This is a genomic window from Chloroflexota bacterium, from assembly GCA_026710945.1.
Classification (GTDB): Bacteria; Chloroflexota; UBA11872; order VXOZ01; family VXOZ01; genus VXOZ01.
In genome coordinates this window covers 96,660-122,198 of record JAPOQA010000059.1, presented here as the reverse complement: position 1 = coordinate 122,198, position 25,539 = coordinate 96,660, and the positions used below count along the sequence as shown (strand labels likewise).

Annotated in this window: 23 protein-coding genes; 15 read left to right on the top strand and 8 right to left on the bottom strand. The window is 59.4% G+C overall.

The annotated features are described in order from the left end of the window. Window positions 1–393 precede the first annotated feature (393 nt). The 8 genes from fabF (at window position 394) to OXE05_12260 (ending at window position 10,344) form a co-directional block, all read left to right on the top strand. Complete coding sequence (gene fabF, locus OXE05_12295; GenBank protein MCY4438099.1) at window positions 394–1,638, top strand: beta-ketoacyl-ACP synthase II; 1,245 nt, start codon at window positions 394–396, stop codon at window positions 1,636–1,638. A gap of 12 nt (window positions 1,639–1,650) precedes the next feature. Further along, on the top strand, window positions 1,651–2,127 hold the full coding sequence (locus OXE05_12290) for an acetyl-CoA carboxylase (GenBank protein MCY4438098.1): 477 nt from the start codon (window positions 1,651–1,653) through the stop codon (window positions 2,125–2,127). 262 nt (window positions 2,128–2,389) lie between these two features. Next, window positions 2,390–2,986, top strand: a complete 597-nt coding sequence (locus OXE05_12285) for a biotin transporter BioY (protein MCY4438097.1) — start codon at window positions 2,390–2,392, stop codon at window positions 2,984–2,986. Between the two features lie 536 nt (window positions 2,987–3,522). Beyond that, entirely contained in the window at window positions 3,523–3,762 is a 240-nt protein-coding gene (gene acpP / locus OXE05_12280) for an acyl carrier protein (protein ID MCY4438096.1), read from the top strand. A gap of 17 nt (window positions 3,763–3,779) precedes the next feature. Continuing rightward, the gene (locus OXE05_12275; GenBank protein ID MCY4438095.1) at window positions 3,780–4,550 is read left to right on the top strand and encodes an SDR family NAD(P)-dependent oxidoreductase; all 771 of its coding nucleotides are present in this window, start codon (window positions 3,780–3,782) and stop codon (window positions 4,548–4,550) included. A gap of 336 nt (window positions 4,551–4,886) precedes the next feature. Further along, entirely contained in the window at window positions 4,887–5,630 is a 744-nt protein-coding gene (gene rnc, locus OXE05_12270; GenBank protein MCY4438094.1) for a ribonuclease III, read from the top strand. A 5-nt stretch (window positions 5,631–5,635) separates the two neighbouring features. Next, entirely contained in the window at window positions 5,636–9,154 is a 3,519-nt protein-coding gene (gene smc, locus OXE05_12265; GenBank protein MCY4438093.1) for a chromosome segregation protein SMC, read from the top strand. A gap of 296 nt (window positions 9,155–9,450) precedes the next feature. Continuing rightward, a complete protein-coding gene (locus OXE05_12260) occupies window positions 9,451–10,344 on the top strand; it encodes a PASTA domain-containing protein (protein ID MCY4438092.1) in 894 nt (297 codons plus the stop codon). A gap of 158 nt (window positions 10,345–10,502) precedes the next feature. Here the strand turns inward: OXE05_12260 and OXE05_12255 are convergent, their stop codons facing one another. From OXE05_12255 to OXE05_12235, 5 genes are all read right to left on the bottom strand, one after another. Next, window positions 10,503–11,492 (bottom strand): branched-chain amino acid ABC transporter permease, encoded by a 990-nt coding sequence (locus OXE05_12255; protein MCY4438091.1) that lies wholly within the window; start codon window positions 11,490–11,492, stop codon window positions 10,503–10,505. 338 nt (window positions 11,493–11,830) lie between these two features. Further along, entirely contained in the window at window positions 11,831–12,748 is a 918-nt protein-coding gene (locus tag OXE05_12250) for a branched-chain amino acid ABC transporter permease (GenBank protein MCY4438090.1), read from the bottom strand. A 427-nt stretch (window positions 12,749–13,175) separates the two neighbouring features. Beyond that, on the bottom strand, window positions 13,176–13,886 hold the full coding sequence (locus tag OXE05_12245) for an ABC transporter ATP-binding protein (GenBank protein ID MCY4438089.1): 711 nt from the start codon (window positions 13,884–13,886) through the stop codon (window positions 13,176–13,178). Beyond that, window positions 13,883–14,668: an ABC transporter ATP-binding protein gene (locus OXE05_12240; GenBank protein MCY4438088.1), complete on the bottom strand. Its 786-nt coding sequence runs from the start codon at window positions 14,666–14,668 to the stop codon at window positions 13,883–13,885. Before OXE05_12240 ends, OXE05_12245 begins: the two co-directional genes overlap by 4 nt. A gap of 184 nt (window positions 14,669–14,852) precedes the next feature. Next, complete coding sequence (locus OXE05_12235) at window positions 14,853–15,728, bottom strand: methylated-DNA--[protein]-cysteine S-methyltransferase (protein ID MCY4438087.1); 876 nt, start codon at window positions 15,726–15,728, stop codon at window positions 14,853–14,855. Window positions 15,729–15,835: 107 nt separating this feature from the next. On the opposite strand from OXE05_12235, the gene OXE05_12230 reads away from it, so the two are divergent. After that, window positions 15,836–17,266, top strand: coding sequence for a sulfatase-like hydrolase/transferase (locus OXE05_12230; GenBank protein MCY4438086.1), 1,431 nt, complete (start codon window positions 15,836–15,838; stop codon window positions 17,264–17,266). Between the two features lie 100 nt (window positions 17,267–17,366). On the opposite strand, the gene OXE05_12225 is transcribed toward OXE05_12230, so the two are convergent. From OXE05_12225 to OXE05_12215, 3 genes are all read right to left on the bottom strand, one after another. Beyond that, a complete protein-coding gene (locus OXE05_12225; GenBank protein ID MCY4438085.1) occupies window positions 17,367–17,837 on the bottom strand; it encodes a DUF4411 family protein in 471 nt (156 codons plus the stop codon). Further along, complete coding sequence (locus tag OXE05_12220) at window positions 17,834–19,006, bottom strand: ImmA/IrrE family metallo-endopeptidase (protein MCY4438084.1); 1,173 nt, start codon at window positions 19,004–19,006, stop codon at window positions 17,834–17,836. Before OXE05_12220 ends, OXE05_12225 begins: the two co-directional genes overlap by 4 nt. Before the next feature lie 404 nt (window positions 19,007–19,410). Then, window positions 19,411–20,064, bottom strand: a complete 654-nt coding sequence (locus OXE05_12215; protein ID MCY4438083.1) for a hypothetical protein — start codon at window positions 20,062–20,064, stop codon at window positions 19,411–19,413. A 474-nt stretch (window positions 20,065–20,538) separates the two neighbouring features. Between OXE05_12215 and OXE05_12210 the strand changes: the two genes are divergently transcribed. The 6 genes from OXE05_12210 (at window position 20,539) to OXE05_12185 (ending at window position 25,510) form a co-directional block, all read left to right on the top strand. After that, window positions 20,539–21,387, top strand: a complete 849-nt coding sequence (locus OXE05_12210) for a sugar phosphate isomerase/epimerase (protein ID MCY4438082.1) — start codon at window positions 20,539–20,541, stop codon at window positions 21,385–21,387. Window positions 21,388–21,882: 495 nt separating this feature from the next. After that, window positions 21,883–22,290, top strand: a complete 408-nt coding sequence (locus OXE05_12205; GenBank protein MCY4438081.1) for a transposase — start codon at window positions 21,883–21,885, stop codon at window positions 22,288–22,290. 583 nt (window positions 22,291–22,873) lie between these two features. Next, window positions 22,874–23,881, top strand: a complete 1,008-nt coding sequence (locus tag OXE05_12200; GenBank protein ID MCY4438080.1) for a Gfo/Idh/MocA family oxidoreductase — start codon at window positions 22,874–22,876, stop codon at window positions 23,879–23,881. Window positions 23,882–24,130: 249 nt separating this feature from the next. After that, window positions 24,131–24,490, top strand: coding sequence for a hypothetical protein (locus OXE05_12195; protein MCY4438079.1), 360 nt, complete (start codon window positions 24,131–24,133; stop codon window positions 24,488–24,490). Window positions 24,491–24,655: 165 nt separating this feature from the next. Continuing rightward, window positions 24,656–25,018, top strand: a complete 363-nt coding sequence (locus OXE05_12190; GenBank protein ID MCY4438078.1) for a hypothetical protein — start codon at window positions 24,656–24,658, stop codon at window positions 25,016–25,018. Window positions 25,019–25,147: 129 nt separating this feature from the next. Next, window positions 25,148–25,510, top strand: a complete 363-nt coding sequence (locus OXE05_12185; protein MCY4438077.1) for a hypothetical protein — start codon at window positions 25,148–25,150, stop codon at window positions 25,508–25,510. Window positions 25,511–25,539: the final 29 nt, after the last annotated feature.

Sequence of the window (25,539 nt, the reverse complement as noted above, 5' to 3'; positions counted from 1 at the left end):
ATTCCGCGCCCCCGTGCGGGGGCGTGCTTTCGCGGGAATTGCAAATGTCAGGTAATTCGTTGACAGATTTGATGTTAGGAACGTGAAGACTATTCGCCCTGCATGCCCCACACACATGTCATTCCGAACGAAGCGCAGCGCAGTGAGGAATCTAAGATGCTGATCCTAACAAACACGCTCGACGTGAACCCTAGATTCCTCGCTGCGCTCGGAATGACATGCACGGTCGATGCTTTCCAGTGAATAGAAGATTCTGTCAACGAATTAGTCAACACTTACAGGAATGACGGGCTGGAATGCCGCTTCGTAGGGACCACAAAGAGCCGGCTCTCAAAGACTCTGCCTAACCCGTCCCTGCATTCGTAGTGACGTTTCACAACGAGGATTTCGGAAATGGCGCGAATACGTGTTGTCGTCACCGGAATGGGCGCGGTTACTCCCGTGGGAAACTGCGTCGCGGACTCGTGGGACGCTGTGTGCGCAGGTACTTCAGGGATAGTGCGCATCAGTCGCTTCGATCCTGACGACTTCGCGGCCCAGATTGCCGGTGAGGTGAAGGAGTTCGACGCGCGGCAGTATGTGGATGCGCGCGAGGTGCGGCGGATGGACCGCTTCACGCAGTATGCGGTGGCGGCAGGCCAACAGGCCATGGACGACTCGGCTCTGAGCATTACCGCGGAGAATGCCGACCGGGTCGGTGTCTTCGTCGGCTCCGGCATCGGCGGGATAGAGTCGCTGGAGTCGCAATTTGCGGTCATGGCCGCGCGCGGGCCCAGCCGCTTAAGCCCGTTTCTCATTCCCATGTTGCTCACGGATACGGCGGCAGGAGCGATTTCTATCCGGTTTGGCTTACGCGGGCCGAATCTCGCGGTTGTCTCGGCCTGTGCCACCGGCGCACATGCCGTGGGCGAGGGCGCGGCAGCCATCCGGCGCGGCGACGCGGACGTGATGTTCTGCGGCAGCAGCGAGGCCGCGGTGACCCCCATGACCATCGCCGGCTTTGCCGCCATGCGCGCGCTTTCCACACGAAATGACGCTCCGGCGGCTGCCTCACGCCCTTTTGAGAAGCAGCGCGACGGCTTCGTAGTTGGCGAAGGCGCGGGAGTCCTCGTGCTGGAAAGCCTGGCGCATGCCCTGGACCGCGGCGCGCGCATTTACGGTGAGGTTGCAGGCTACGGCGCGACTGCGGACGCCAGCCACATCACCGCCCCGCCGGAAGACGGCGAAGGCGCTGCCCGCGCCATGCGGACCGCGCTGGAGCAAGCCCGGCTCAAGCCGGAAGACGTACAATACATCAATGCCCACGGCACCTCCACGCCGCTCAACGACCGGGCGGAGACCCAGGCCATCAAGGCCGTGTTCGGTGCGCATGCCGCAAGGCTCGCCGTGAGTTCCACCAAGTCCATGACCGGCCATCTGCTTGGCGGCGCGGGCGGCGTGGAATCTGTCTTTTGTTTGAAAGCAATTGAAGATAACCTGATCCCGCCCACGATCAACTATGAACAACCTGACCCCGACTGCGATCTGGACTATGTGCCCCATAGCGCGCGCCGGGCGGAAATCCACGCGGTCATGAACAATAGCTTTGGCTTTGGCGGTCACAACGCCAGCCTCATCTTTACTCGTTACGAAACCTAGGGGTTAAGAACGGTGGAATCGCCGCAGCAGTCTGACGCTACGAAAGACGACGAGAGCGCCGCATGGCTGGATGATGTGCACAATCTCATTCTCGCCCTGCAGGGCACAGCAATTAGTGAGGTAGAGATTCGCTTTGGCGAAACGGCAGTACTTCTGCGCCGCCGACCCGGCGTCGTCTCCCAGGCCCCGATGGCAGAGTCACGCGCACCCAGCAAGGAACCGGCACAGTGGACCGCTGTTCAGGCGCCACTGAATGGCATCTATTACGACCGGTCAAGCCCTGAAGCCGATCCCTTCGTGCAGGTGGGTGACAGCGTAGAGAGCGGTCAGGTAGTTGCCATCATTGAAGCTATGAAAGTCTTCAACGAGATACATGCAGAAGAGACCGGCCACGTGACGGCGTTACTCGTAGAGTCCGGCGACATGGTGGAGAGCGGACAAGACCTCATCGCGTTAGATACGAAAGGTGCAGGTGCGGACGGTTCGTAGCGCGGGAGCTTGTCTCCGGTGGGAATTGGGCCAGGCATAGCGTAGTGCCTGTCCATTGCTTGAGATTTCGGCAATTCGTTGAGCGGGGGCTTGTCCCCCGCTCCCAAGGAAGACTACAGAGCCTTCAAAGTGAGCTCCCACCCCACATTGAATCTGAGAATTCGTTTACTTGGAGCAAGAGGGACAGCACGATGACGAGTTGGCATTTAGTCGTTGGTGTGCCCGGAGAACGTGGTCAATCTGCAATGAAGGAGATGAGAGGATGACGGCACGAGAGACGATATTGTCCGGCGAGACCGCGCGTAGTGCGCTCATGGCGGTCGCCTTGGCGACGTTTGCGGCGGTGCTGGTAGCCGTTGCGGCGCGGGCGGAGTTCCACCTGTGGTTTACGCCGGTGCCCATTACGCTGCAGGTCTTGGTGGTCTTGCTCATCGGTCTGAGCCTCACCCCGCGACAATCGTTCCTCGCCCTGTCCGAGTATATTGCCGCCGGCATTATCGGCTTGCCGGTCTTTTCCGGCGGCGGTTCCGGCATCGCCTGGCTGCTGGGACCTACCGGCGGATACATTTGGGGCTTTCTCGTTGCCGCTCCGCTTGTCGGGATACTGGCGCTTTGGCTGGGGCAGCGTTGGTCTATCATAGCGGCGCTGGCAGGAATCGCCGTCATCTATGCTCTCGGCTGGTACCATCTGTCGCAGTGGTACTTCTTGGTGAGAGACGAAGTGAGCCCGTGGATGCTTGCGTACCGCAATGGTGTGGAGCCGTTTGTCTTGATCGATATTGCCAAGGCGATCGTCGCCGTCGGTCTGGTATACGGCGGCACGCGTTTGGGTCTATCCTTGCCCGGTATGAAGAAGTGATTGGTAGTTCACGTAGGGAATCCTCAGTAGGATTCTCTCAAGCATTGGCTTGTGCTCGGGAGTACTTCGGCCGGACGATAGGCTGTGGCCTCGAAATGTCCGCCAAATAACGCATGTGCGCGCTTTCACACTTTCTTAACGCATAGCGGTGGTTATATAATTTATAGAAGTGCTGGATTCAGTTTCTTGATGGCAATGTGCGGCTGCGCTGTACATTCCGGGGTTCTATTGAAAGACGCAGGACGATAGTGGATTCGGTTGCCAGGGCGCCGATGGGCACGGGATGTGCCTTGGTCAGGCGAACAGCGGAACTACCCGCGTAAGCTAGGTGCAACCGATTGTTTCCGGTTCCGTTTCTTTCCATATGAAACTAGTGTAATTCGATGTCGCATGCGACGATTGCCGACCCCCGGCGCCGAGAGATGAGAACGAGAAGTGTAGCCACTCCCTCCGTGGCAAGAGCAATCTTGGCAGAAGTGCAGCCCACTAGTTTATTGATTTGCAGTGTCGTTTCGCACAGCCTAGAGGAGTAAGTAATGAGCGATACACTGGAGCAGGTGAAAGCGGTAGTAGCGGATAAACTCGGCGCGGAAATCGGCGAGATTTCGGAAGAGACCCGCTTCCAGGAAGACCTGGAAGCGGATTCCCTCGACCTGGTCGAGCTTATCATGGCGCTGGAAGACGAATACGGCATCCAGATTTCGGACGAACAGGCCCAGGAGATCCGCAGCATCAAAGACGCCGTCGCGTTCATCAATCAGCAGACCTCCGGCTAGCGCTCCGTACCGGGTAAATGGACCTCGCACTTGCCGGACACGTTGCCCTCGTCACCGGCGCCAGTCGCGGCATTGGCAAAGGCATCGCAGCGGCGCTCGCGCAAGAGGGCTGTAAGCTGGCCATCTGCGCCCGCGGCAGTGAGACTCTCGCAGAGACCGCTGCGGAGTTGCGCGATTGCGGCGCTGAGGTGCTCACCATTGCACGTGATGTTACGGAGCCGGATTCCGCGGCGCACGTTGTCGGCGCCACCATAGCGGCCTATGGTCAACTCAACGTACTCGTGAACAACGTGGGCGGCAACAACCGCACGCCGTTTCCGCAGCAGAGCGACGAGGAGTGGGAGGAAGTCATCGGCTTGAATCTGCTCTCAGGCGTACGAATGACCCGCGCTGCCATTCCCCATCTGGCGGCGGCAGGCGGTGGCTCCGTAATATTTGTATCGTCGATCTGGGGCCGCGAGCTAGGCGGCTCGGCAGTATACGTCAGCACGAAAGCGGCGGCGATTGGCCTTGCCGCTAGTCTTGCCCGCGAACTTGCGGCCCAAAGTATCAGGGTGAATAGTGTCGCGCCTGGCTCGATCCGTTTCCCCGGCGGTAGCTGGGACCGGCGCGTGCACGACGACCCGGACGGCATGGCCGACTTTGTCGAACGCGAAATTCCGGGCGGACGTTTTGGGACAACGGAAGAAGTCGGCAACGTGGTCGCTTTTCTCGCCTCGCCGCGGGCGAGTTGGGTGAACGGCACGTGCATCCCCGTCGACGGGTGCCAGTCCCGTTCGCTGATTTAGTCGGTCGGCGCGCGTCGGTATCAATTGCGGCGGTGGACGGACAGGCTGGCGCGCCAAAATATTGGAATTCGGCGGAAGAGATTCCCCCAAGCGATTGCGACGCGCAGGCGGATTCTTTACTGGCACTTGTAGCGCGGGGGCTTGTCCCCCGCCTCCAAAGTAAAGTGAAGCGCAAGACCCAGCGGTTGTCTCTCAATAGAGGGCAAGCGCAAAACTTGCCCTGCCACGCCGTTGGCCGCAGGTTACAAACCTGCGCTACTGGAATTGGTCCGCCTAAGAGGCCGGCCATGTCTTACACGAACATGAGCGCCCACATAAACTTGAATGGATTAGATCGTGCCGACTGCCCGAGATTTGGCTGAATTCACGAAACTTCGCGAGACCCTCGGCATACCTGAATCGGCTGTGTCTCTCCTCACGCAAGCACTCACCCATCGGTCGTATGCGCACGAGCACGGTCTCTCAAGCCTTGAGAGCAACGAACGTCTCGAGTTTCTCGGCGATGCCGTTATCGATGCCGTCACCGCCGGGTTTCTCTATCGACGCTTTCCCACCAGGACCGAGGGGGATTTATCGCGCTTGCGGGCGGCGCTCGTACGCAAAGAGCAGTTGAGCGTATTTGCGGAAGACGCCTGCCTCGGCCCCGTGCTCCGTCTTGGCAAGGGCGAGGAAGCCAATCGCGGCCGCGAACGTGACTCAATCTTGGCAGGCAGTTTCGAAGCAGTTGTCGGCGCACTCCTGCTCGTGACTTCATATGAGCACGTAACAGCTTTCTTGACCCCGCAACTCGAAGCGGCAATCGATCACATCCTGAGTACCGCGAGCGATCTCAATGCCAAGACGCAACTCCAGGAGCACCTGCAGGCAGAGTGCAACATTACGCCAACGTATCGCGTGCTAGAGGCCAGTGGCGCCGATCATGCGCGGCAATTCGTTGTCGGCGTCTACCAGGAGAAGACCTTGCTCGCCACCGGCGAAGGCTCCAGCACCCAGAAGGCCGAGCAAGTTGCCGCGGCACGAGCATTGGAGCAGATCGAAACTGAAGACCCGCTGCCCGCATATTACACCTCACCCACATAATTCCTATGTACCTTACACAGCTTGAAATTCACGGCTTCAAGACGTTTCCTACCAGGACCAGGCTGGCCTTCCCGCAGGGGATAACCGCCATTGTCGGCCCGAACGGCAGCGGCAAGAGCAACCTCGCAGACGCGATCCGCTGGGCGCTGGGCGAGCAGAGCATGCTGGCGTTGCGTGGGCGCAAGAGCGAAGACGTCGTCTTTGCGGGCACGCCCCGGCGTGCGCAGGGCAGCATGACCGAGGTCACGCTCACCTTCGATAACGAGGACGGCACGTTCCCCCTGGAACTCGCCGAAATCAGCATTTCCCGGCGGGCGTATCGCTCCGGTGAGAATGAATACCTCCTCAATGGCAATCGCGTGCGTCTGCGCGATATTCAGCAACTGCTCGCGGACGCCGGTATCGGGCAAGGCATGATGATCGGGCAGGGGCTGGTCGATCAAGTGCTGGCGCAGCGGCCGGAGGACCGCCGCATCCTGCTGGAGGAAGCCGCCGGTGTACGCTCCCTCTACATGCAGGAGCACGAGGCGGAAAACAAGATCCTCCGCGTGCACGACAACATGAACCGGGTGCGCGACATACTTCTCGAACTGGAGCCGCGCCTTGCCGTCCTGGAAACCCAAGCGAAGGAGGCCCAGAGAGCGGAGGTGCTCCAGCAGGAACTCGCCCAAGCGCTGCACGCCTGGTACGCGGCGCAACTGGCGCAGCTTGTCGCGGAAGAACAAGCGGCAACCCAAGACCTGAAGCGGATTCAGACGGTCCTCACCACGCTAGATACCCGGATCACGGGCCAGGACCGTGAACGCAAGCAATTGGAGCAGGCCATGCAGGAGCACCAGCAGGGCATGCACCGCTTGGAAGCGCGCGTCGGAGGCCTGCGCAGCCGCTTGAATGAGCTTGCCCGGCGGCAGGCAGTACAGCAGGAGCGGCAAACGCATCTACGCAGGAGCGCGGAGGAAGCCGAGTCCCGGGAAGCGGATCTGGTCGCCCGGCATGAGGCCGCAATTGCGCGACTGCCGGAGCAGGAAGCGGTCTTAGCCGAGGCAACTGAGGCGCTCACCGCACTTCAAGGTGAGTGGCATGCGGTGCGGGGTGGCATTGCGCGCAAAGAAGAAGCGCGTCAGGAGGCGGAGAGCGCCCTGCAGCAACTTCGGCAGGAGGGGGTTGCCGTTACCACCCGGCTCAGCAGCCTCACTGCTGCGATCAACGACGGGAAACGCCAACGCGAAGCGGTATTGACCCGCTCCGCCGAAGCGGCGGAACAACTGCAACACGTGCGCAAGCAGCAGCGCGACCGTGCCGCGTCCCTGGCAACGCTGCAGGAACAGGCGGACACACTTCAGGCCGAGGAAGCCGTCCGGCTTGCCGCGAAAGAGAAAGCCGAATCCGCGCTGGCGTTGGTGGAGCAGGAACTGCATCGACTTGAGAAGGAGCGACAACGTCCCCTCCGCCATCGCGCTGACTTGGAAGGCCGCACAGAAGCCTTACGCGCTATCCTGGCAGGAGCCGCGGCAGACGAAGAATCGAAGCCTGCGGCAATAGCGGCCAAGGTTGGCGTGACGCTGCTGCCGCCAATCGCAGCGACGGAACTGCCCGCAGACATCGCTACCGCTATCGAAGCCGCATTGCCGAGCGAGGCGTATTTCACCGAGAGTGTGCGAGATGCGGAGAAACTCGTCGAACACTTGGTGAGCGTGGCTGCCGCGAACGCAACCGTGCTGGCGGTTGAACTTCTGCAATCGGAAGCACGCTCAGTTCCCGATCATCCCGGCGTCATTGGGTGCGCCGCCGATCTTATAGCGCTACCTCCCGAGAGTGCTGCCCTAGAGCCGTTGCTTGAAGCGATTCTCGTGGTTGAGGACATTGCCGCCATTCCTACTTTCGCCGCCCGGCACCCCTGGCCTCTGATCGTGAGCGTAGACGGCGTGGTCTACAGTAACGGCGTCTACCGCTATGCGCAGGCGTCGGTGCAGCGCGGGCAGCAACAAGCGCAGTATCGCACGCTTTCCGCGCGCTTGGCAGAGGTGCGTCGTCAATGTGAAGAGTTGGAAGAGAAAGAGTCCGCGCTGCGTGCCCGGCAAGAACAACTGCGCGGAGAAGAACGCGCGGCGGCCAAGGCGCATGCGCAGCGTGCTGAAGAGGCGCGAACTGCCAACGCCGCGTTACAGCGGCACACCCACGAATACGATGAATTGGCGCGGCAGTGCGCGTGGTGGGAGCAGGTGGAGCGGGAGACGCGCGCGCAACAAGACGAGCTTGAAGATGGCATCGCGTCGCGAGAGCGCGAAGCGCCGTTGGCCGTCGCCGCCAAAGAGCGCCTAACGCGCGAGATTGGCGAAAATGAGCGCGTATGCGATGCGCAGCAGCAGGAAGTAGAGACTCAGCGTGCCACGGTGAATTCTCTGCAAACTCAGCTTGCCGTACAGCAGCAGCGGAAAGAGCATCTGACCCGCGCCATTGCCCAATTGCGTACGGAGCAACAGGGTCTCCTGCGCGAGCGCAGCACGCTCGCGGCCACGCGCTTGGAGCGAGAAGAGGCGCTCCGCGCGCTTCAGACGGAAGTGGCGTCAACCGCTGAGACATCCCAGCAGACTGCGGTCCAACTTGAAGAAGCCGATACACGGAGAAAGAAGCAGCGCGCCGCCCTGGAGCAACTAGGCGTGCGGCATGGCGCGCTTGTCCGGGCCAAGGCCGACTTGGAGAGTCAGCGGACCGCGCGCACGGTGGACTACAGTCGCGCCGAGCAAGTGCTGGCGGGCATACAACAGCGCCGCGAGGATACGGTGTTGCGTTGGCTGAGCGACGAACCGGACGCCGAGCCGGTACCCAAGCCTGCAGCCGAGCCCTTGGAAGAACTGCAAAACCGTGTCACGTCGCTGCGGAATCGGTTGCGGCGGATCGGTCCCGTCAACCCGCTTGCCGTGGAGGAATTCTCTCTGCTGGCAGAGCGTGCGACGTTTCTCCGCGAGCAGATTGCCGATCTGGAAGCCGCCGAGGAAGACCTGGACGAGGTAAAACGACAACTCCGCCGCACTATTCGCCAGGACTTTACGGCGACATTCCAGCGCGTCGCGGAGGAATTCCGCGCAATGGTGAAAGTGCTGTTCGACGGCGGTGACGCCGACTTGAGGCTGACCGATCCCCAAAACCCGGACCAGACCGGTATCGAGATTACAGTGCGGCTTCCGGGTAAGCGGCGGCAGGCACTCTCTCTCCTTTCCGGCGGTGAACGGGCGCTGGTGGCTTTGGCGTTGCTGTTTGCTTTGCTCAGTGCCCGGGCCACGCCGCTCTGTCTGCTCGACGAAGCGGACGCGATGTTGGATGAAACGAACATCGGCCGCTTCTGCCGCTTGCTCCGCGAGTACGGGCGGGAGACTCAGTTCTTGGTCATTACCCACAATCGTGGCACTATGGAGATGGCGGATGCGCTCTTCGGTGTGAGCATGTCGGAGGAAGGCGTATCGCAGGTGCTGTCACTCCACCTGGAAGAGTTGCGCGACCAGATGCTCTCGCCCGTGGGTTGAGCGGCGGAGCTCCCCGCAGAGTCTCTTCCGTACATGCGAGGTGGCATTTGTACGTCCCCGTATCGTGTCGATACGCTGTATCGTGTCGATAAATTTGTATCGAGGACGGTGCAAGCTCTGAGGCTGCCTGTCCTAAGCTTGCCGAAGTGCTCAGCACAGGCTTGTTGCAGGATCGATAGATGGGCGGCCTGGCGCAGGTGCTGGCACGTTACAGAGATTAGTCTTCTTAGTTTGAGCGGAATTGAGAATAAACAGCGGAAGCGGCATCGCGCCAAGGCATAGCGAGGAGTGTGAGATTGCTTGGATCGGGGGGATCGAGAAGACCTGAGAGGCCGGACAGGCGGTCGCCGGAACCGGCATCCCGCTGGGGTATCCCTCTCATATTCATCGCGGCGATCATCGCGCTGTGGCTTGGATTCCGCCTGGTGCCGGACCTGGGAGCGCTGCTTGACGATGTTCCCATTCTTTCGCCTTCCGCCACCAGCGAGCCCAGGGCACCCATACGCCCGACACCCAATACCGTGCCTACGCCGTCGCGAGGCCAAATCGCGCAGCCTTCTCCCACACCGCGCACTGCCGTGCCGAATCTCATCCAGCTTTCTGAGGAGCGGGCGGTTGCCTTGCTGGAGCAGTACGGGTTAGCCGCCGAGACAGAGGAGGTATTCGACGAAACTGTCGCCCCCGGTCGTGTTGTGAGCCAATCCCCGGCGGCCAATGCCGAGGTAGATGAAGGCTTCATCGTTACGGTCAGGATCAGCAAGGGACCCGAGAATCCGACAATGCCGGAAGTGGTGGGCATTACGGTAGAGAATGCTCGCGAGCAACTGCAACTGCTGGGTGTGACGGTCGAGGAAATAGAGCAGGGCGACTTTACCGTCCCGGCGGGTATGGTGCTGGCTCAAGAGCCCACGAGTGGCACGCAAGTAGAGCCGGGCAGTATCGTGCGTCTCATTGTGAGCAAAGGGGCTGACCGTGTACCCGTACCGGATGTGCGCGACAAACTATACGCCATTGCGCTGGAAGACCTCAGTGCGAGCGGTTTTCGCGGTAAGCTCGCCATCACCCTTACCAACGACTCAGGGGAATGCGGCACGGTGGCCAGCCAGAATCCATTACCCGGCATTCCAGCCGAACAGAATGCCGAAGTTGCCCTCAACATTCGCGGCGTCCCCGGCTGCACGCCACCGTAGCACACACTTCGTTGCGGGTTATCTCCATTTGGTGGCTCTACTCTGCGCCTCCGTTCGTACTGAGCGCCTCCGTTCGTACTGAGCTTGTCGAAGTATAAACGGACGAGAATCGGCAGCAATCCTGTTCCCAAACAACCGGGGGAATAGGATTACTTGGGTCAGTGCGGCCGCAGATTAGACACGAAGCGTTCCTCGCCCAGGATGCCTTTGGGACGGAAGAGCAGCATCAGCACGAGCAGCGTTTCCATGAGGAGAAAGCGGAAGTGCGGGGCGCGGGCGTTCAAGGCGGGCGGTACGAGCGCGTCGGTAGCAAACTGCGTTCCCGCCCAGATGGCCCAGAAGACGAAAGCGCCGAGGATGACGCCTTTCGTGTTGCCGCTGCCTCCCAGTATGAGCATTACCCAAACGATGAACGTGCCGAAGACCGGCTCAAACACGCTGGGACTGATGGTGCCGGCGTTGTGGGCGTAAAGCGCGCCGCCCACGCCCATTACCATCGCGCCGAGCACCAAGGCTTGCAGCTTGAAGCCGAACACGTTCTTTCCATAGGCGGCAGCCACCACCTCATCTTCCCGGATTGCCCGCAGCACGCGCCCCCACGGTGAGCGGATCATCCGCTCCAGCAGTATGGCGACGAACGCGACCACGAGCACAACGATGCCGAGATAGATGTAGTTGTAGTACGCGGACGGCACCAGGTCGTAGAGCGGTCGCGGGATGCCCACCAGTCCTTTCGAACCATTGGCCAACCACTGCTCGTTGTTGAATACCAGCCGAATGCTCTCGGCGATGCCGATGGTAGCAATTGCCAGGTAGTCCTCACGGAGCCGGAGCGTGGGTATCCCTATGAGCACAGCCACGATGCCGCAGACGACGGCCGCGGCAATGACTCCCACGAGAAACGGCTGGTTGAGGCCGAGCGCCTGCTGGGTGTAGCGGGCAAGTTCACCTGTGGGCAGCGGCTTTGTGACCAACGCCGCCGTGTAGGCGCCAATGGCAAAGAACCCGGCGACACCGAAATTGATGAGGCCGGTGTCGCCGAAGTGCACGTTCAGGCCGAGCGTGAACAGCGCGTAGATGCCGGCGACGATGAGGAAGCCGACCAGATAATTCAGAATGCCGGAACTCAGGATTGCCTCGAGAGTCATGCTAGTGTTTGCGCTCCTCGTGCATCGTGACCAAAGTTACCCTCCCCAATGCTGCCGCAGTAACCGCTGCAACGAACGACGCGGGGCACATCGCGCGCAGCCGCTCCTCCGGTAGCGCAGGTTTGTAACCTGCGTCCTGTCTGCCCTGCTCCCACCCAATACCGAGATTTCGCAGCCGCCTCGCGCAGCCTATCGGACGTGAAACCCCGGACCACCACGTAAACCGACACTCCCCGCAACGAAACTCATGTGCTTTGCAGCGACATCATCACGGCCACCACTCTCACTTCCATCGCGAACAACGCAGGTTGCAAACCTGCGCTACCCGCCAACTACGCTTAAAACCCCCGTTCCTCGCTACCGAATAACCCCCGCGGGCGAACAAGCAGCACCAATATCAGAATCACAAACGCCACGGCGGGCTTATACGTGGGCAAGATGAACGCCGTCGACACCTGCTGCACGATCCCTATTACCATACCGCCGACCAACGCGCCGTACGGGTTGCCGATGCCGCCGAGAATGGCTGCGGCAAAGAGCGGCAGCAGCAAATTCCATCCCATCTCCGGGCGCAATTGCGAGTCGATGCCGAGCAGTATGCCCGCGGTCGCCGCCATAGCCGCCCCGATAGCCCAGGTCCAGACCATCATGTGCTCGGTATTGATGCCGCTGATGCGTGCCAAATCCGGGTTATCCGCCGTGGCGCGGAGCGCCTGGCCGATCTTCGAGCGCTGCAAGAAGAGATACAGACCCGCAACCATGGCGAGGCAGGCAAACAGAATGAAAACTTGATCGGGCTTTACGCGGACTTCGAATGGCAGTTGCATGGCCGGCCGCAAGGCTTGCGTAAAGAAGTGAAACTCCGGCCCCCAGATGATGAAGAGCAAGGCGCGTACGGCAAAGGCGACCGCTAAGGAACCGATAACGAACATCACCGTAGCGTAGCGCCGCCGCCGCATGGGACGAAAAACCAGCCGATCGACAATCACGGCAACAACCGCTGTAACGAGCATTGCGATCGGAAGTGCAAGCAGCATTGGCAAGCCGAACGAGAGCGGCCCAAATGTGACATTCGGCACACCCAGCATCGCGAAGACCGTGTTCACGAGGAAGAACGCCACGTACGCGCCCACGGCCATCAAGTCGCCGTGGGCGAAGTTGGCAAAGCGCACGATGCCATACACCAAAGTAAGGCTCACCGCGCCCAGGGAGAGTATGCTGCCGAGAATGATGCCGTCCACGACCAGCGCAATCATGCCGCTCCACCTCGGAGACCCTTGCGGTACTCTTTCTCCCTTGCCTGCGACCTCCGCAACGTGCCGCGAAGAATGGGCGGACGTTCAGTCTGCTGCATTCCCCCGGACGAAAGGCGGCAAGATCCTCCCTCTCTCTGAATACTTCCGGGACGGAAGAAGACTCTCCCACTCTGGAGACAGCCAGGACCGAATGACCCCCTCACTCTCGGGAGAGGGCCGGGCCCAAATGACTCCCTCTCCCTGGGGAGAGGGCCGGGGTGAGGGGAAATACTCGCCATCCAACCCACATCCACCGGCCCAGCAGAGCAATACAGACCTCTCTTTGCTGGAGAAGGGTTGGGATGGGAGTACGTAAGGTCTGAGAACAAGCTGCCGCGCGCAACCTTATGCCGTTGAAACCCGGCTCTCACCTGAATGACTGAGCTAATCAAATGTCTCCTCCCAGATAGAGCCGCGCAACTTCCTCGTTCGCCAGCAGCGCGCTGCTGGCGTCGGTGAAGCGGTTCTCTCCGCTCGCCAGCACGTAACCGCGCTGCGTATGTTCCAGCGCCATGCGCGCGTTCTGTTCCACCATAAGCACCGCAATGCCCTGTGCGTTGACGTGCGCTATCTGTGCGAACACCGTCTCTACAAATACCGGCGCGAGGCCCGCCGTGGGTTCGTCGAGCAGCAGCAGCCGTGGATCGAGCATCAGCGCGCGGGCCATCGCCACCATTTGCCGCTGGCCGCCGCTCAGCGACGAGACTTTGGCCTGGCGGCGTTCCTTGAGATCAGGAAAGAGCTCATAGACCATCTCCGTTTGTTTCGCGTAGCCGTCGGAGCGTAGGAACGCGCCCATTGCCAGGTTTTCCTGCACCGTGAGGCTCAAGAACGTGTTGTCTGCCTGCGGCACGTAGCTCAAGCCCAGGCAGACGATCTCGTGGGGCGGCATGCCGGTGATGTCGGTATCGTTGAACGAAATCTTCCCTTTGGTAGGCTCCAGCAGGCCGAAGATTGTCTTCATAAGCGTGGACTTGCCGCAGCCGTTGGGACCAATGATGGTCACCAATTCGCCGGCGCCGACGGCAAGAGAGACACCATGCAGGATTTCTATTTCGCCGTAGCCGGAGACGATGCCGGTGGCCTCGAGTAAATTCACCGGTTTTGGCCTCCCAAGTACGCCGCAAGTACCTGCTCGTTCTTCTGGACTTCAGCCGGTGTGCCTTCCGCAAGTTTCTCGCCGTTGCTCATCACGATCACGGGGTTGCAGAGGCCCATCACTACGGCCATGTTGTGCTCAATGAGCAGCACGGTGATGCCCCGCTCGGCGACGAGCCGCTCGATCTGTTCCATAAGGCTGCGCAAAAGCGTCGGGTTTACGCCGGCCCCCGGCTCATCCAGCATGATGAGTTGCGGATCGGTCATCATCGCCCGGGCGAGCTCCAGCAGTTTCTTCTGGCCCGTGGAGAGATTGGCGGCATATTCGTTGCGCTGATGCGCCAGGTTCACGAATTCTAGAACGCTCAGCGCCTTGTCGTAGGCTTCCTGCTCCTGCTGCCGCACCCGCCACGGCATGAGCCACGCGGCCCCCAGCCACTCACCCGTTTGGCCGGAAGGCACCAGCATGAGGTTTTCCAGCACCGTCATCTGCTTGAGTTCTTTGGGCACTTGAAAGGTGCGGCAGAGGCCGTGGCGGAAGACCCGGTGCGGCGGTAGGCCGTCGATGCGCTTACCCTGAAATACGATGCTGCCGGCGTCCGGGGCGTAGAAGCCGGAGATGAGGTTGAACAGCGTCGTCTTGCCGGCCCCGTTCGGCCCAATCAGACCCGTTATCGTGCCCTGCCGCACCTGCAGTGAGCAGTTGCGCACCGCCTGCAAGCCGCCAAACGACTTGGTAACGTGGTCAACCTCTAACAGGGCGTCCGCAGAATCCGTAGACACGGCTTACTCCGCTCGTTCATTCGATCAATCTTCCCTATCGTAAGGGATACGTGTGCTGCCTGCTAGCGGAGCGGCGCGAGGCGAGACCCTGGAAGTAGATTTCAACGGGGACGGTGACCGCCATTAAATCGTGCGACAGACCTTTCGAGCTGGTTAAAGGTGATTCAAGACGTGAGAGGAACGTCTACGCGTTGCCAGTCTGCCGCAGTCGGATTGAATCCTTGTGCAGGCGGCTTGCTTCCCAGCCGAGGATGGCTTGCTTCTTGGCAGTGCCCCAGCGATAGCGGTGGGCTGTGCCCACTTTCGTGATGACTCGGTGGCAGGGAATGAGGTACGCGATGGGATTCTGCGCGATTGCGCCACCTACTGCGCGGGCCGCAGTAGGAGCAGACAAATGTGCTGCTACAGTCTGGTAGCTTGCCATGGCGCCAAAGGGGAGGGTAAGCAATGCCTGCCAAACCTGGATTTGGAAGTTCGTTCCCCTGACCAAGAGATGAAAGCGAGGCGCCTCTCGCCAGTCTGTGGGACTGAAGGCGCGCCGGACGATAGGCTCGGTTACAGCAGAACGGTGCGCGAATTGCGCGTGCGGCCACTCCTCTCTTAGCTGCGTGACGCTTTGCCCTCTGTTCTCCGGCGCAACGAACCGCAGCGCGCAGATACCGCGCGCCGTGGTGGCGAGCAGGCACTCCCCAAAGGGTGTAGGGTGAATTCCGTAGTCGATCTCCAGGCCGGTCCCATGGCGCTTGTATTCGCCGGGTGTCATGGCCTCGAACGTGACGAAGAGGTCGTGAAGACGGCTGGGACTGGAGAGACCGGCGTCAAGCGTCGTCTCGAAGATACTTTGGCTTGCGGCTAACTGCTCTTTGGCGTATTCGACGGTGAGGTAATGCAAGAATTGGGTCGGCGTCACCCCGGCCCAACGCTTGAAGAGCCGCTGAAAATGATACTTGCTGAGGTGCACACTGGCAGCGACTTCGTTGAGGCGAGGCCGGTTGCGGAAGTTGTGCGCCAAGAATTCAATAGCGTGTTCGATGCGGCGATAATCGTCACATTGTTCCATGCGGCATTCCCTTTCTTCATTAAGGTTACTGTACCCCCGCAGCGTGTTGAGTAACCACCCGAATCTTGCTATCGTACTTGGCAAGGAAATTGGACGAGAGGGGTTCCATGAATCTGCTTTTCATCACCGCAGACCAGCAGCGTTGGGATAGCCTGCCGTGCTACGGTCTGGACTTCATGCAGACGCCTAATCTCGACCGGCTGGCGCGGGAAGGGATGGTGTTCGAGCGCTGCTACGTGCCCGCGCCGCTCTGCGTGCCGACGCGCGCGGCGTTGCTGTGCGGCCAGTGGCCGTCCGCCACCGGCGTGCTCGGTAATTCACACTGGCTCGACGAGGGCAAGCTCCCCGTCTGGCCCCAGGAACTCACCGACGCCGGGTACAACACCGCCGCCGTCGGCAAGATGCACTTCTTTCCCTGGGACGCCCGCAACGGTTTTCAAGAGCGCATTAGCGCGGAGGACAAGCGGCATACGTACCTGCCCGACGACCACAGCAAGTTCCTGCGCGCCCACGGCCACCAGCGCGCGCATCCTACCCAGAATCCCGGCTATTTCGACACACTGAACGCCTCGGTAACGCCGCTGCCGAAGCGCTTTCACGTGGATGGCTTCATCGGCGATCAGGCGGCAGAGTGGCTGGCGGAGAACGGCAAGGAACCTTTTGCGGCATGGGTGAGCTTTGCCGGGCCACATGACCCTTACGACCCGCCGGAGGAAATGGCGGACATGTATTACGACGCGCCGATTCCCCGGCCTGTCGGTTCGCGGGCGGAGCTTGTGAACAAGCCCCGCGCCCAACAGATGGCCGGCAAGGAAAACCTTAAGAACTCCATGTACCGCATGAGCCCTTCGGAGGCAACGCCGGAGCAGCATCGCATGTGGCGCGCTCACTACTACGCCAACATTTCGCTCATCGACGAGGAGGTCGGCAAAATGCTGGCTGCGCTGGAAGCCAACGGCGCGTTGGACAAGACCCTCATCATCTACACCGCCGACCACGGTGACGCCCTGGGCGACCACGGCCTGCCGTACAAAGGCTTCTACTACGAGTCCATGGCCCACGTGCCGCTCATTATCCGGGGACCTGGGGTGGCTGGTGGGTCGCGCTGCCCGGCGCTGGTGAGTTCTCTTGACTACGTGCCGCACTTCTACACCACCTGCGGCCTGGAACCGCCGGACACGCTGCAAGGCACAAGCCTTGGGCCATTGCTGACAGATCCCGCGCTTCCCCATCGCGGCAGTGTCTTCAGCGAGAACATGGGCAGCCAGATGGTACGGGACGCCCGCTACAAGTACGCCCACTACGCCACCGGCGAAAGCGAACTCTACGATCTGGAATCCGACCCCGATGAAATTGAGAATCTAGCGGACAGCCGCGCACACGCGGAGGTCATATCCCATATGCGCGGCCTGCTCGTCGCACATAACCTCCAAAACCACGCCTACCAATGCGCCGCCGTCTCCCGCCCTCAAGAACCCTTCCGCGTAAAGCTGGAAGAGGCATATACGGCGGAAGATGCATATAAGGCAGCACGATAGGTCCGAAGGCGAAAAGTAGCAGCCACCAAAGGACCGTCACCACAAGAGCTAGGTCTCAAGCCCGAAGACCCATCTCCTGGTTTTGTTGTGTCAGGTCAATCTAGAATCGCCATCCTTCTCTCTTCATCATTCCATCGAGATTGGTGCAGTCGATTCTGTAGAAGTCACAAACGTCGGGAATTCTCACCGCATTGTTCTTTCTTGTTTCTTCGGTAACAAGGCAGGCTCTTCTTGAATGCGCCAAAGCAACTAAGAACGGATCTGCGGCGGGCCCAGCTCGCAGTAATTGGCTCGGCTTTAGCAGCGAACGAAATCGCTCTATAGAAAAAACACTCCGTAAGAACTCGGTTTCTTCTGCCGTCGGTGACAAGAAGATTGAAGAGTTCTCCTTTATCCAAGCAACTAGTGATGGCCTTGCGATATGGTTATCAATTTCCTTCCGAACTTCCCTTACAGTGATGACCCGGTCACTGGCTACGAGGTGGTCGAAGTTTTCCCAGAAGGATGGAAAGAGGTCTGGATTAAAGTGGCCGAGCACTATAAAGCTACTGGAGTCTAACACGTAGGTCATCGGGAAGAGATACTCCCGAGGACTTGCTTTTCAAGGTCCGGTATGCTCTTGGGCTTCACATTCAAGTAACCGGCTAGTTCATCAAAACTCACATGACCCGAATGGAATCTGCTAAACGCAAGGGTAAGGAATTTCCTGCCCAGATATGTCACTTGATTGTTGTAATAGTTACCCCCTCCCTTTTGCTCCCGCCGATTCACCTCGAATCTCTCGTTCCATTCGGCGACTCTGCCATGGTAATAGCTCTCATCAATTGTCCCTTTGTCCAAGAGCCTTCTCAACACTACTTCCCGGCTGACTTTGTAGTGCTCAGACAACCTTTCTGCAGTTTCCTCTGGAGTCTCATCTTCCTTAAGTCTACTGTTGAAGTCAGTAGACGGAATCAGAAACTCACTTGCAAACCTGTTACAGAATACCTCTATGTCTTGGGCTTCTCCTGAGAGTTGAGCGACATAACGGTCATTCAACTTCGTCACACCTGACGTCTGTAGGAGTACGTGTGCTAATTCGTGAAATAGGCTAAAGATTTGGCGATACTTGGCTGCGCTGTTGTTTAGGTAGATTATCGGGAATTCGTCATCCTGCAAGCAGAAACCTGAGACATCACTTTGCTTGAAAGATCTCTTGAAAACGTATATGCCACTGTCTTCCACGGCCTCACGCCATTCATGCAGTGCTTTGTCCGCGCTTCTCCACTTCTCTTGCTGGTAGAGTGGTATTTCTAGGTACCTTCTCACAAATTTAGCAATTGAGGGTATGTCATCACTAGGATCAACGTGAACATCTTTTAGGAGCTGTTTTTCGCTTGTGTTCTGCCCGCCAGAGAGTTCCCGCAGAGCCATCTGCATGGCTTGAGCCTCCCGCAAGGCATGTTTTGTATCAGGGATCAGATTGGCAATTTCAAACTCAGGAAGGGTTCGAAATGACTCTGTGGCATCTGGTTCCAGCGGAGGTTCTGGGAAAAAGAACACGGCGACCGGTCGCCTGTATAGATTGTACGCGAGCTTCTCAAGCTGGACATATGTTGGACTAGCTTCGCCGGTTTCCCATTGAATAACTGCTGCCTCCTCTTTTTTCAGGAATCTAGCAACTTCCTGTAAAGAGAAGCCAGAACTCTCTCTAGCCCAACGCAGCACGTCAGGATTGACACCTGATACATAGTCTGTCATTGTGCCATTCCCATTTTCCAGACTTGGGTCTCATGGCCTATCCAGTACGGCCTGGAGGGGGGCCTGACATGTAGGGATTCTGCTCTCGCCACGAGTCTGTTTCCCTAAGCTCGTTTCCCGCTTGGCATGCGCAACCTGGTGACTCTAGTTTTGCACGCTACAATCGTTATTCTTGCACAAGGACATTTGCTGTGCCACTGGAAATTGGTTCAGGAAGTTACTGAATAGATGAGAGGTAGGGGCCGGCTCTCGCCGTGGCAATTGGAGACTTCATAGCCCCCCAGCTCCGCTAGCGTGCAATCGGCTTGCGCTTGCTCTTCCGGTCACTGATAGCTCGGACGTATCTGATGCCTTTACGGATGGCATGTATTTGTTCGCTCCCAAACTCGGGTGGTTGGGATGAGCTATGTGTTGTGGCAACCCGGGTGGTTGGGGACCTCCGCTCTCAGCGGCAATGGGTCGCCCTTCGTGACACGGGTGAAGAACTCAGCGTCGCCTGTACTCACGTCACACCAGTAGAAGCCGTTTGCCGTAAAGGTCGCGAGGTCGGGGATCCATCGCCACCCACCAGTCGGGGTGAACACATAGACTCTGTCGTCCCCAAAGGCCTGAACCAACTGGTAGGGCACGGGATTCTTGTCATCCAACGGGATGAGGGCCAGGACACCTTCAGGCACGGTGTAGCTCTCGATGAGCAAAGCCCAGGGAATGTATCTGACTTCAGGGTCGTCAGGCGCTAACCAACGCCGGACTATGTCGCCGTCAGAACCATCGATGCGATATGTCTGACCGCCGCGGCCGTCGCCGGAGTCAGCCTGACGCAGGTATCCACCCGAGCGAATCGTGAGCTCCTCGCCGGTGTCTTTGCGCACAATGTGAACAACAGCGCCGGGGCCAAAGGTGGCCGTAGCGAACGAGTTGCTCCTCGTAACCGGCTCCTCCACCGCGTCGCCCATGGAGAGCGTGTCAGAAACTATACAGGCCGACAACGTCATCAGCGAAGCGCCAAGCAACACCAGGGCCAGTAAGACACCCGGCACACGAGACAGAAGTCTCACCGTTCAATTCCTTTCACCAGTACCTCTGCTTGTGCAAAGCAATAGTTGACACCGCGAATGAAAACCCAATTCCGGGCAACTCCGGCGGGCGCATGCAGGCACTCCCTACCTGCTGGCGAGCCCGCACTGAGGGGAAATCGTGGGCGTACGTCACACTCCGCAGGGAGTAGACGAGAGTGACCACTGCAGATTCGACCGCTTGACGCCAATTGCACGCTATATTGAAACGCAACACAACCGACTGACTTTGCGCTGCGCCCGCGGCGTCCCAACCATACGTGGGCGGACGCTTGTCAGCTTGTCTTGTAGTATAACAGGGCAGCAATCACACAAGCGTCTGATCTCCCCGGCTCGGCGCGCTCCAGAAGGTGTTCGCTGCTACTATAATGATGCGTAGTCATCAGGGCTCGTACTGAAATACATGAGTGCAGGCCGTCGCTTGGCGGGAGAGCAACCCAAAGGGAGATTTCAAACATGGCAGACATTCGGGTCGGATACCATACAATCACTTGGGGCATGGATGGCTTCGAACTGGCGTTGGACGAGATTGCCGGGCTGGGTTTCAAGGGCTTTGAGACCTTCGCGGCGGTGGTGGACACGTACGGCAGTAGGGTCAGCGAGTTTCAAGACCTCATAGCGCAACGGGGTCTAGAGCTTGTCACCGTCTATGGCGGCGGCCCTATGAATGAATCCCACCGCATGGACGAAATGGTTGCCCGCAACGTGGGCTTTGCCAAATTCCTGGCGGCTCATGGGGCTGACCGGCTGGTCTTGGGCGGCGGTTCGCGCGCGCCGGGCGGCCCATCCGACGAAGAGCTGCTCAACCAGGCCCACTGCATGGACGAGATCGGCCGCCGCTGCCTGGACTACGGCGTGCTGGCCTGCTACCACCCGCACTACGCCACCACAGTGGAAACGGAGGAAGAGATCGACATCATGATGGACTACACCGACCCGCGCTACGTCTTCCTCTGCCCGGACACCGCGCACCTGCGCAAAGGCGGCGGCGATGAGGTGTCAGTAGTGCGGGCCTATGCCGACCGCGTGAAGTACGTGCACCTGAAGGATTGGGATCCACAGGCATTTGCCGATTCGCAGACCGAGCCGGCCCAGGGCGCCGATGCGGCAACCGCTATCTTGCCCGACTTCGTGGAACTCGGCACCGGCGTGGTGCACGTGAAAGATTGCGTCCAGGAGCTTCAGGAGAGCGGTTACGCCGGCTGGCTCATGATCGAGCTCGACCGCTCTCGCTCCACACCCAAGGACAGCGCCGCGACGAATAAAGCCTTCGTCGAACAGGAGTTGAACCTGCCGGTGGGGTAGCAAGAGAAAGTGCTGGTGGCGAACAGTCACCGATCATTCAACGCTCTTCAGTAGCGCGGGGGCTTGTCCCCCGCTCTTTGCCCGCAGTAGAGTGAGAGTATACTTGAGAGGCGCGGAATTCTGCCTCTCGATCTCTGCTTCATTACGGCCCGGGTGCCCAACTAGCCCCATCATGAACGAGATATCTAGAGTAGCGCGGGGGCTTGTCCCCCGCTGTTTGCCTGAAGTAAGGCAAGACCTCCCGAAGCCTTGTCAAGATTTGAGGCGGTCCAGCCGTAGCGCGGGGGCTCGTCCCCCGCTTCTTGTCTGAGAAAAGGTAAGACCTCCCAAGGCCTTGTCGTGATTGAATGCGGTCTCGCCGCAGCGCGGGGGCTTGTCCCCCGCACACCCGTGGTAGTAAGGAACATGGTTTCCGATACTCGCTCCAATAATCGCTTTCACAAACGTATTCGCCTGGAGCGATAGCTCTATGCCCAACCTGGCACGATCTGCTCCGTGACTATTGGCGCACGAGAGCGACACTCAATCTTCGCAGATCCAAAGATCGCGGGACCTGCGTGCGACGTGCTTCACAGGCATGCGCACAAGACCGGAGTGCCAGTCTACGTGTACTGCCTGATGCCGGATCATGCGCACCTCGTCCTCGGACCTTCTCAAAACTGCGATATTATAGCCTTTGTTGGTCAGTTCAAGAACCTTGCACAGCGGCAAGTTTGGAAACTCGGTGTGACCGGTCGAATCTGGCAGGTAAGTTTCTGGGACCGGTTCGTGCGCGAGGAAGAGAACCTGGACGAGGTAGTAAGGTACGTGCTCCATAATCCAGTGCGCAAGGGCCTCGCGGCCGAGTGGCGAGACTATGAATTCTCCGGCTCGCTGGTATACGATTTGAGCGGATGGCTCTGAAGCCTCTTGTTCGCACGAAGAGGCGGGGGACAAGCCCCCGCGCTACGAAGATGCAGACGACACCTCGCATTGAGGCCGTCGAAGAATGTGTGGCTTTAGTCGAAAACCAGCTTCAAAACCTGATCCAGTTGGTGCGAAGAGGCGGGGGACAAGCCCCCGCGCTACGGAAGAGAGAAGGCGTTCGATGACCCACTGCAAAAGGGAGCGGTGAAAGGACTGCTGATTGCCCGACAACCGCGTCACCTGTCTAGATGCCGCATCCATTCTCGCGAGTGTAGTCTCCCTGGCGAAGAGGCGGGGGACAAGCCCCCGCGCTACGAAGATGCGGACGACACCTCGCGTTGACGCTGTCGAAGAATGTGTGGCTTTTATCGAAAACCAGCTTCAGAACCTGACCCAGTTGGTGCGAAGAGGCGGGGGACAAGCCCCCGCGCTACTGAAGATGGACGTCACCGATTCAAGAGTCGCCGACAGATAGATGAATTCGGTGAGTGTGGCGGCCGTGTTTGCAGAGTCTTACTGGCGCGATCACAATCTGTGTTGTGGTCGGCAAACCCAATGACACCATGAAGGAACCTGCATTATGAAACGTGTTGGCATCATCGGCTGCGGCCAAATTGCCGCCAGAGGGCACCAAAGCGCCTATACAGCACTGGCGGACCGTCTCAGCGTCGTCGCGGTGGCGGACCCGGCCGTGGAGCGGCGCGACCTGCTGGGCGAGCAATTCCAAATTCCAGCCGAAGCGCGCTACGACGACTATCATGAATTACTCGGCCGTGACGATCTGGATTTCGTGGACATTTGCCTGCCCCACCACCTGCACCACCCGGCCACGCTGGCCGCGGCTGAGGCGGGACACAACATCCTGTTGGAGAAGCCCATCGCCGCCCGCGAGGACGAGGCCCTGGAGATGATCGCCGCCGTGGAAGAGGCCGGCATCGTCTTCTCGCTCATCCACAACTATTCGCGCCAGAGTGTACCCGCCCGCGTCGTGGAGTTGGTGCACGCAGGCGCCATCGGCACGCCCTACCTGGTGCGGTACGAGGGTTTCGGCGACTATCACTACCTGGGCACAGCGGCGTATGACCCCAGCTGGCGGGCCGATGCCGGTCGCGGCGGGGGCGGCGCCTTGCTCGACAACGGCTATCACAGCATCTATCTGGCGCGGTACGTGCTGCAGTCCGAGGTCAAAGAGGTGTTTGGCGTGGTGGGCACCTTTGCCCGCGATTTCTCAGTGGAAGACACCGCCCTGGCACTACTGCGTCACGAAAGCGGCGCCATCACCTCCATCCAGAACGGCTGGGGCGCGGACCGAAGCATGCCGGCCCGCGAAGTGCAGGGATCAGAGGGGTCGATCCTGCTCAGGGGCAATGCGGAGCACCCCATCGAGCTTTGGAAGGGCGACCACTGCGAGTATCCCAAGCCTTTACAATCAGGCGCCGACGGGTTTACCTCCATACTTACAGAGTTCTGCGATGCCCTGGACGGCAAAGGCCCCGTGCCGACCACCGCTGCGGATGGCCTGATGAACCTGCGCATCATTCTGGCCGCCTACGAGGCCAGCCGCACTGGCAGCGTTGTAAAGCTCTAGTCTTTGCATTCTGCGCAGTCTTCGCATATTGCGCAATCTTCGCATATTGCGCAATCCCCGCGCGAAGGTGTGCGAGCACTTTGTTGCGTAAACCTTCGCGGAGCGCCGCCAGGTAAGTTGCACTGTCCGACGGTGTGTGGTATATCCCTTAACTTAAGAGGCTTGCAATACTCTTCTAACATTTCAAGTTACAATGTCTGAAATCAGGATAAATGGACGGTAGTGGTTAAAGATCTCGAAGGGTGGTCTATGGCTGCGGTAGAGTCGGAAAAGCAGGAGCCACCGAGCGATGCGCAGTTGCGGCGGGAGGTGCAGGCCATGGTCGCCGCGCATCAAGAGCTGGGCGAGCGCTTCGGCACCGAGTTGGCAGACTCGTTTGTCGAGCGTTTGCACGCTACCATCGACCAGCGCATCGAGGCCCGTATCAAGAACCGCAAGGGCAGCGCCTCTCCCTTGGTCCTGCCGGTCTTGTCACTCTTTGCCGGACTCCCGGCCATGGCCATCGCCGGTGCTGCAATGGGTGGATTTGCCTCGCCGCTTGTCATCCTTTCTCCCTGGATCGCCATTATCATTCTCAACGTTATCTGGGCCGTTGGCAGACGAGACTAGGGCTTGACACTGCCGGACACATCGGTGCGCCGGCACGACGGCAGGGCAACTAATATAGCGAGTACTCGTTCACGCCGACAGAAATTCAGGGCTTACCGCGATTGGCAATTGGCGGGATGCCTGCCAAAACGAAAACGATTAGTCCAGGCCAGAGGGAAGCAGACCATGAGCAAGAGCGGGAAAGACAAGGACAAGAAAGAACGCAAAGAGGCTAAGAGCACCCGCGAGGAGTTGGACGCCATCCTTTCCGCGCGGCAAGAACTCGGCACCGAGTACAACGAAGAACTCGCGGACATGCTGATGGAGCGGCTGGACGACGTGATCGACCGCCGCGTGGAAGCGCGTCTGGATAAATCCCCTAAGAGTTCTCTTTCGCCTGCCGTGCCGATTACGACTTTAGCTCTTGCAATTCCCTTGACCGCGATTGCGGCCGCTATGCTAGGCATTAGGGGCGTTCTCATCGTCTGGGCCGCGTTGATCATTGTCAATGTTCTGTATTCGGGTAAGAAGCTTGGCGATATCTTCTAGCGGGTTCGGAGCAAACGCAGCATTCCCCTAGCTACTTCCGTGTCACGTCTGTAAGTTGGGCAGTTGGAAAATTAGACAAAGAGAGTGCCTTGGCGAGCACTTTGGCAGCGAACAAATGGGACAGAGAGCATGAGCAGCAGTGCAGGGCACAACAAAGATGAGCGCGTAAAAGCGGATGGCACCCGGGAGGAACTGGACGCTATCCTCTCGGCGCGGCAGGAACTCGGCGCGGAATACAACGAGGAACTGACCGACATGCTCATCGAGCGTTTGGATACCGTGATCGACCGTCGCGTGGAAGCACGCTTGCAGGACGTCAAACCGAAGAGCGTGTCGCCCGCCGTCCCTATTTGCTCGCTCGTCTTCGCAATCCCGTTGACCGCGATCATGCTTGACTTCGGTGCGGGAATTCTGGGAGTTGGCCTCGTCTGGGCAGCGATCGTCGTCGTTAACGTCTTCTACTCCGGCAAGAAGATCAGCGACATATTCTGACCGTTTCCGGCATTGTTGTGTCGCTCTTT

Coding starts and splice junctions, on each gene's coding strand:
- fabF (MCY4438099.1), top strand. CDS start 394: ATGGCGCGAATACGTGTTGTCGTCACCGGAATGGGCGCGGTTACTCCC.
- OXE05_12285 (MCY4438097.1), top strand. CDS start 2,390: ATGACGGCACGAGAGACGATATTGTCCGGCGAGACCGCGCGTAGTGCG.
- acpP (MCY4438096.1), top strand. CDS start 3,523: ATGAGCGATACACTGGAGCAGGTGAAAGCGGTAGTAGCGGATAAACTC.
- OXE05_12275 (MCY4438095.1), top strand. CDS start 3,780: ATGGACCTCGCACTTGCCGGACACGTTGCCCTCGTCACCGGCGCCAGT.
- smc (MCY4438093.1), top strand. CDS start 5,636: ATGTACCTTACACAGCTTGAAATTCACGGCTTCAAGACGTTTCCTACC.
- OXE05_12255 (MCY4438091.1), bottom strand. CDS start 11,492: ATGACTCTCGAGGCAATCCTGAGTTCCGGCATTCTGAATTATCTGGTC.
- OXE05_12250 (MCY4438090.1), bottom strand. CDS start 12,748: ATGATTGCGCTGGTCGTGGACGGCATCATTCTCGGCAGCATACTCTCC.
- OXE05_12235 (MCY4438087.1), bottom strand. CDS start 15,728: ATGGAACAATGTGACGATTATCGCCGCATCGAACACGCTATTGAATTC.
- OXE05_12230 (MCY4438086.1), top strand. CDS start 15,836: ATGAATCTGCTTTTCATCACCGCAGACCAGCAGCGTTGGGATAGCCTG.
- OXE05_12225 (MCY4438085.1), bottom strand. CDS start 17,837: ATGACCTACGTGTTAGACTCCAGTAGCTTTATAGTGCTCGGCCACTTT.
- OXE05_12220 (MCY4438084.1), bottom strand. CDS start 19,006: ATGACAGACTATGTATCAGGTGTCAATCCTGACGTGCTGCGTTGGGCT.
- OXE05_12210 (MCY4438082.1), top strand. CDS start 20,539: ATGGCAGACATTCGGGTCGGATACCATACAATCACTTGGGGCATGGAT.
- OXE05_12200 (MCY4438080.1), top strand. CDS start 22,874: ATGAAACGTGTTGGCATCATCGGCTGCGGCCAAATTGCCGCCAGAGGG.
- OXE05_12195 (MCY4438079.1), top strand. CDS start 24,131: ATGGCTGCGGTAGAGTCGGAAAAGCAGGAGCCACCGAGCGATGCGCAG.
- OXE05_12190 (MCY4438078.1), top strand. CDS start 24,656: ATGAGCAAGAGCGGGAAAGACAAGGACAAGAAAGAACGCAAAGAGGCT.
- OXE05_12185 (MCY4438077.1), top strand. CDS start 25,148: ATGAGCAGCAGTGCAGGGCACAACAAAGATGAGCGCGTAAAAGCGGAT.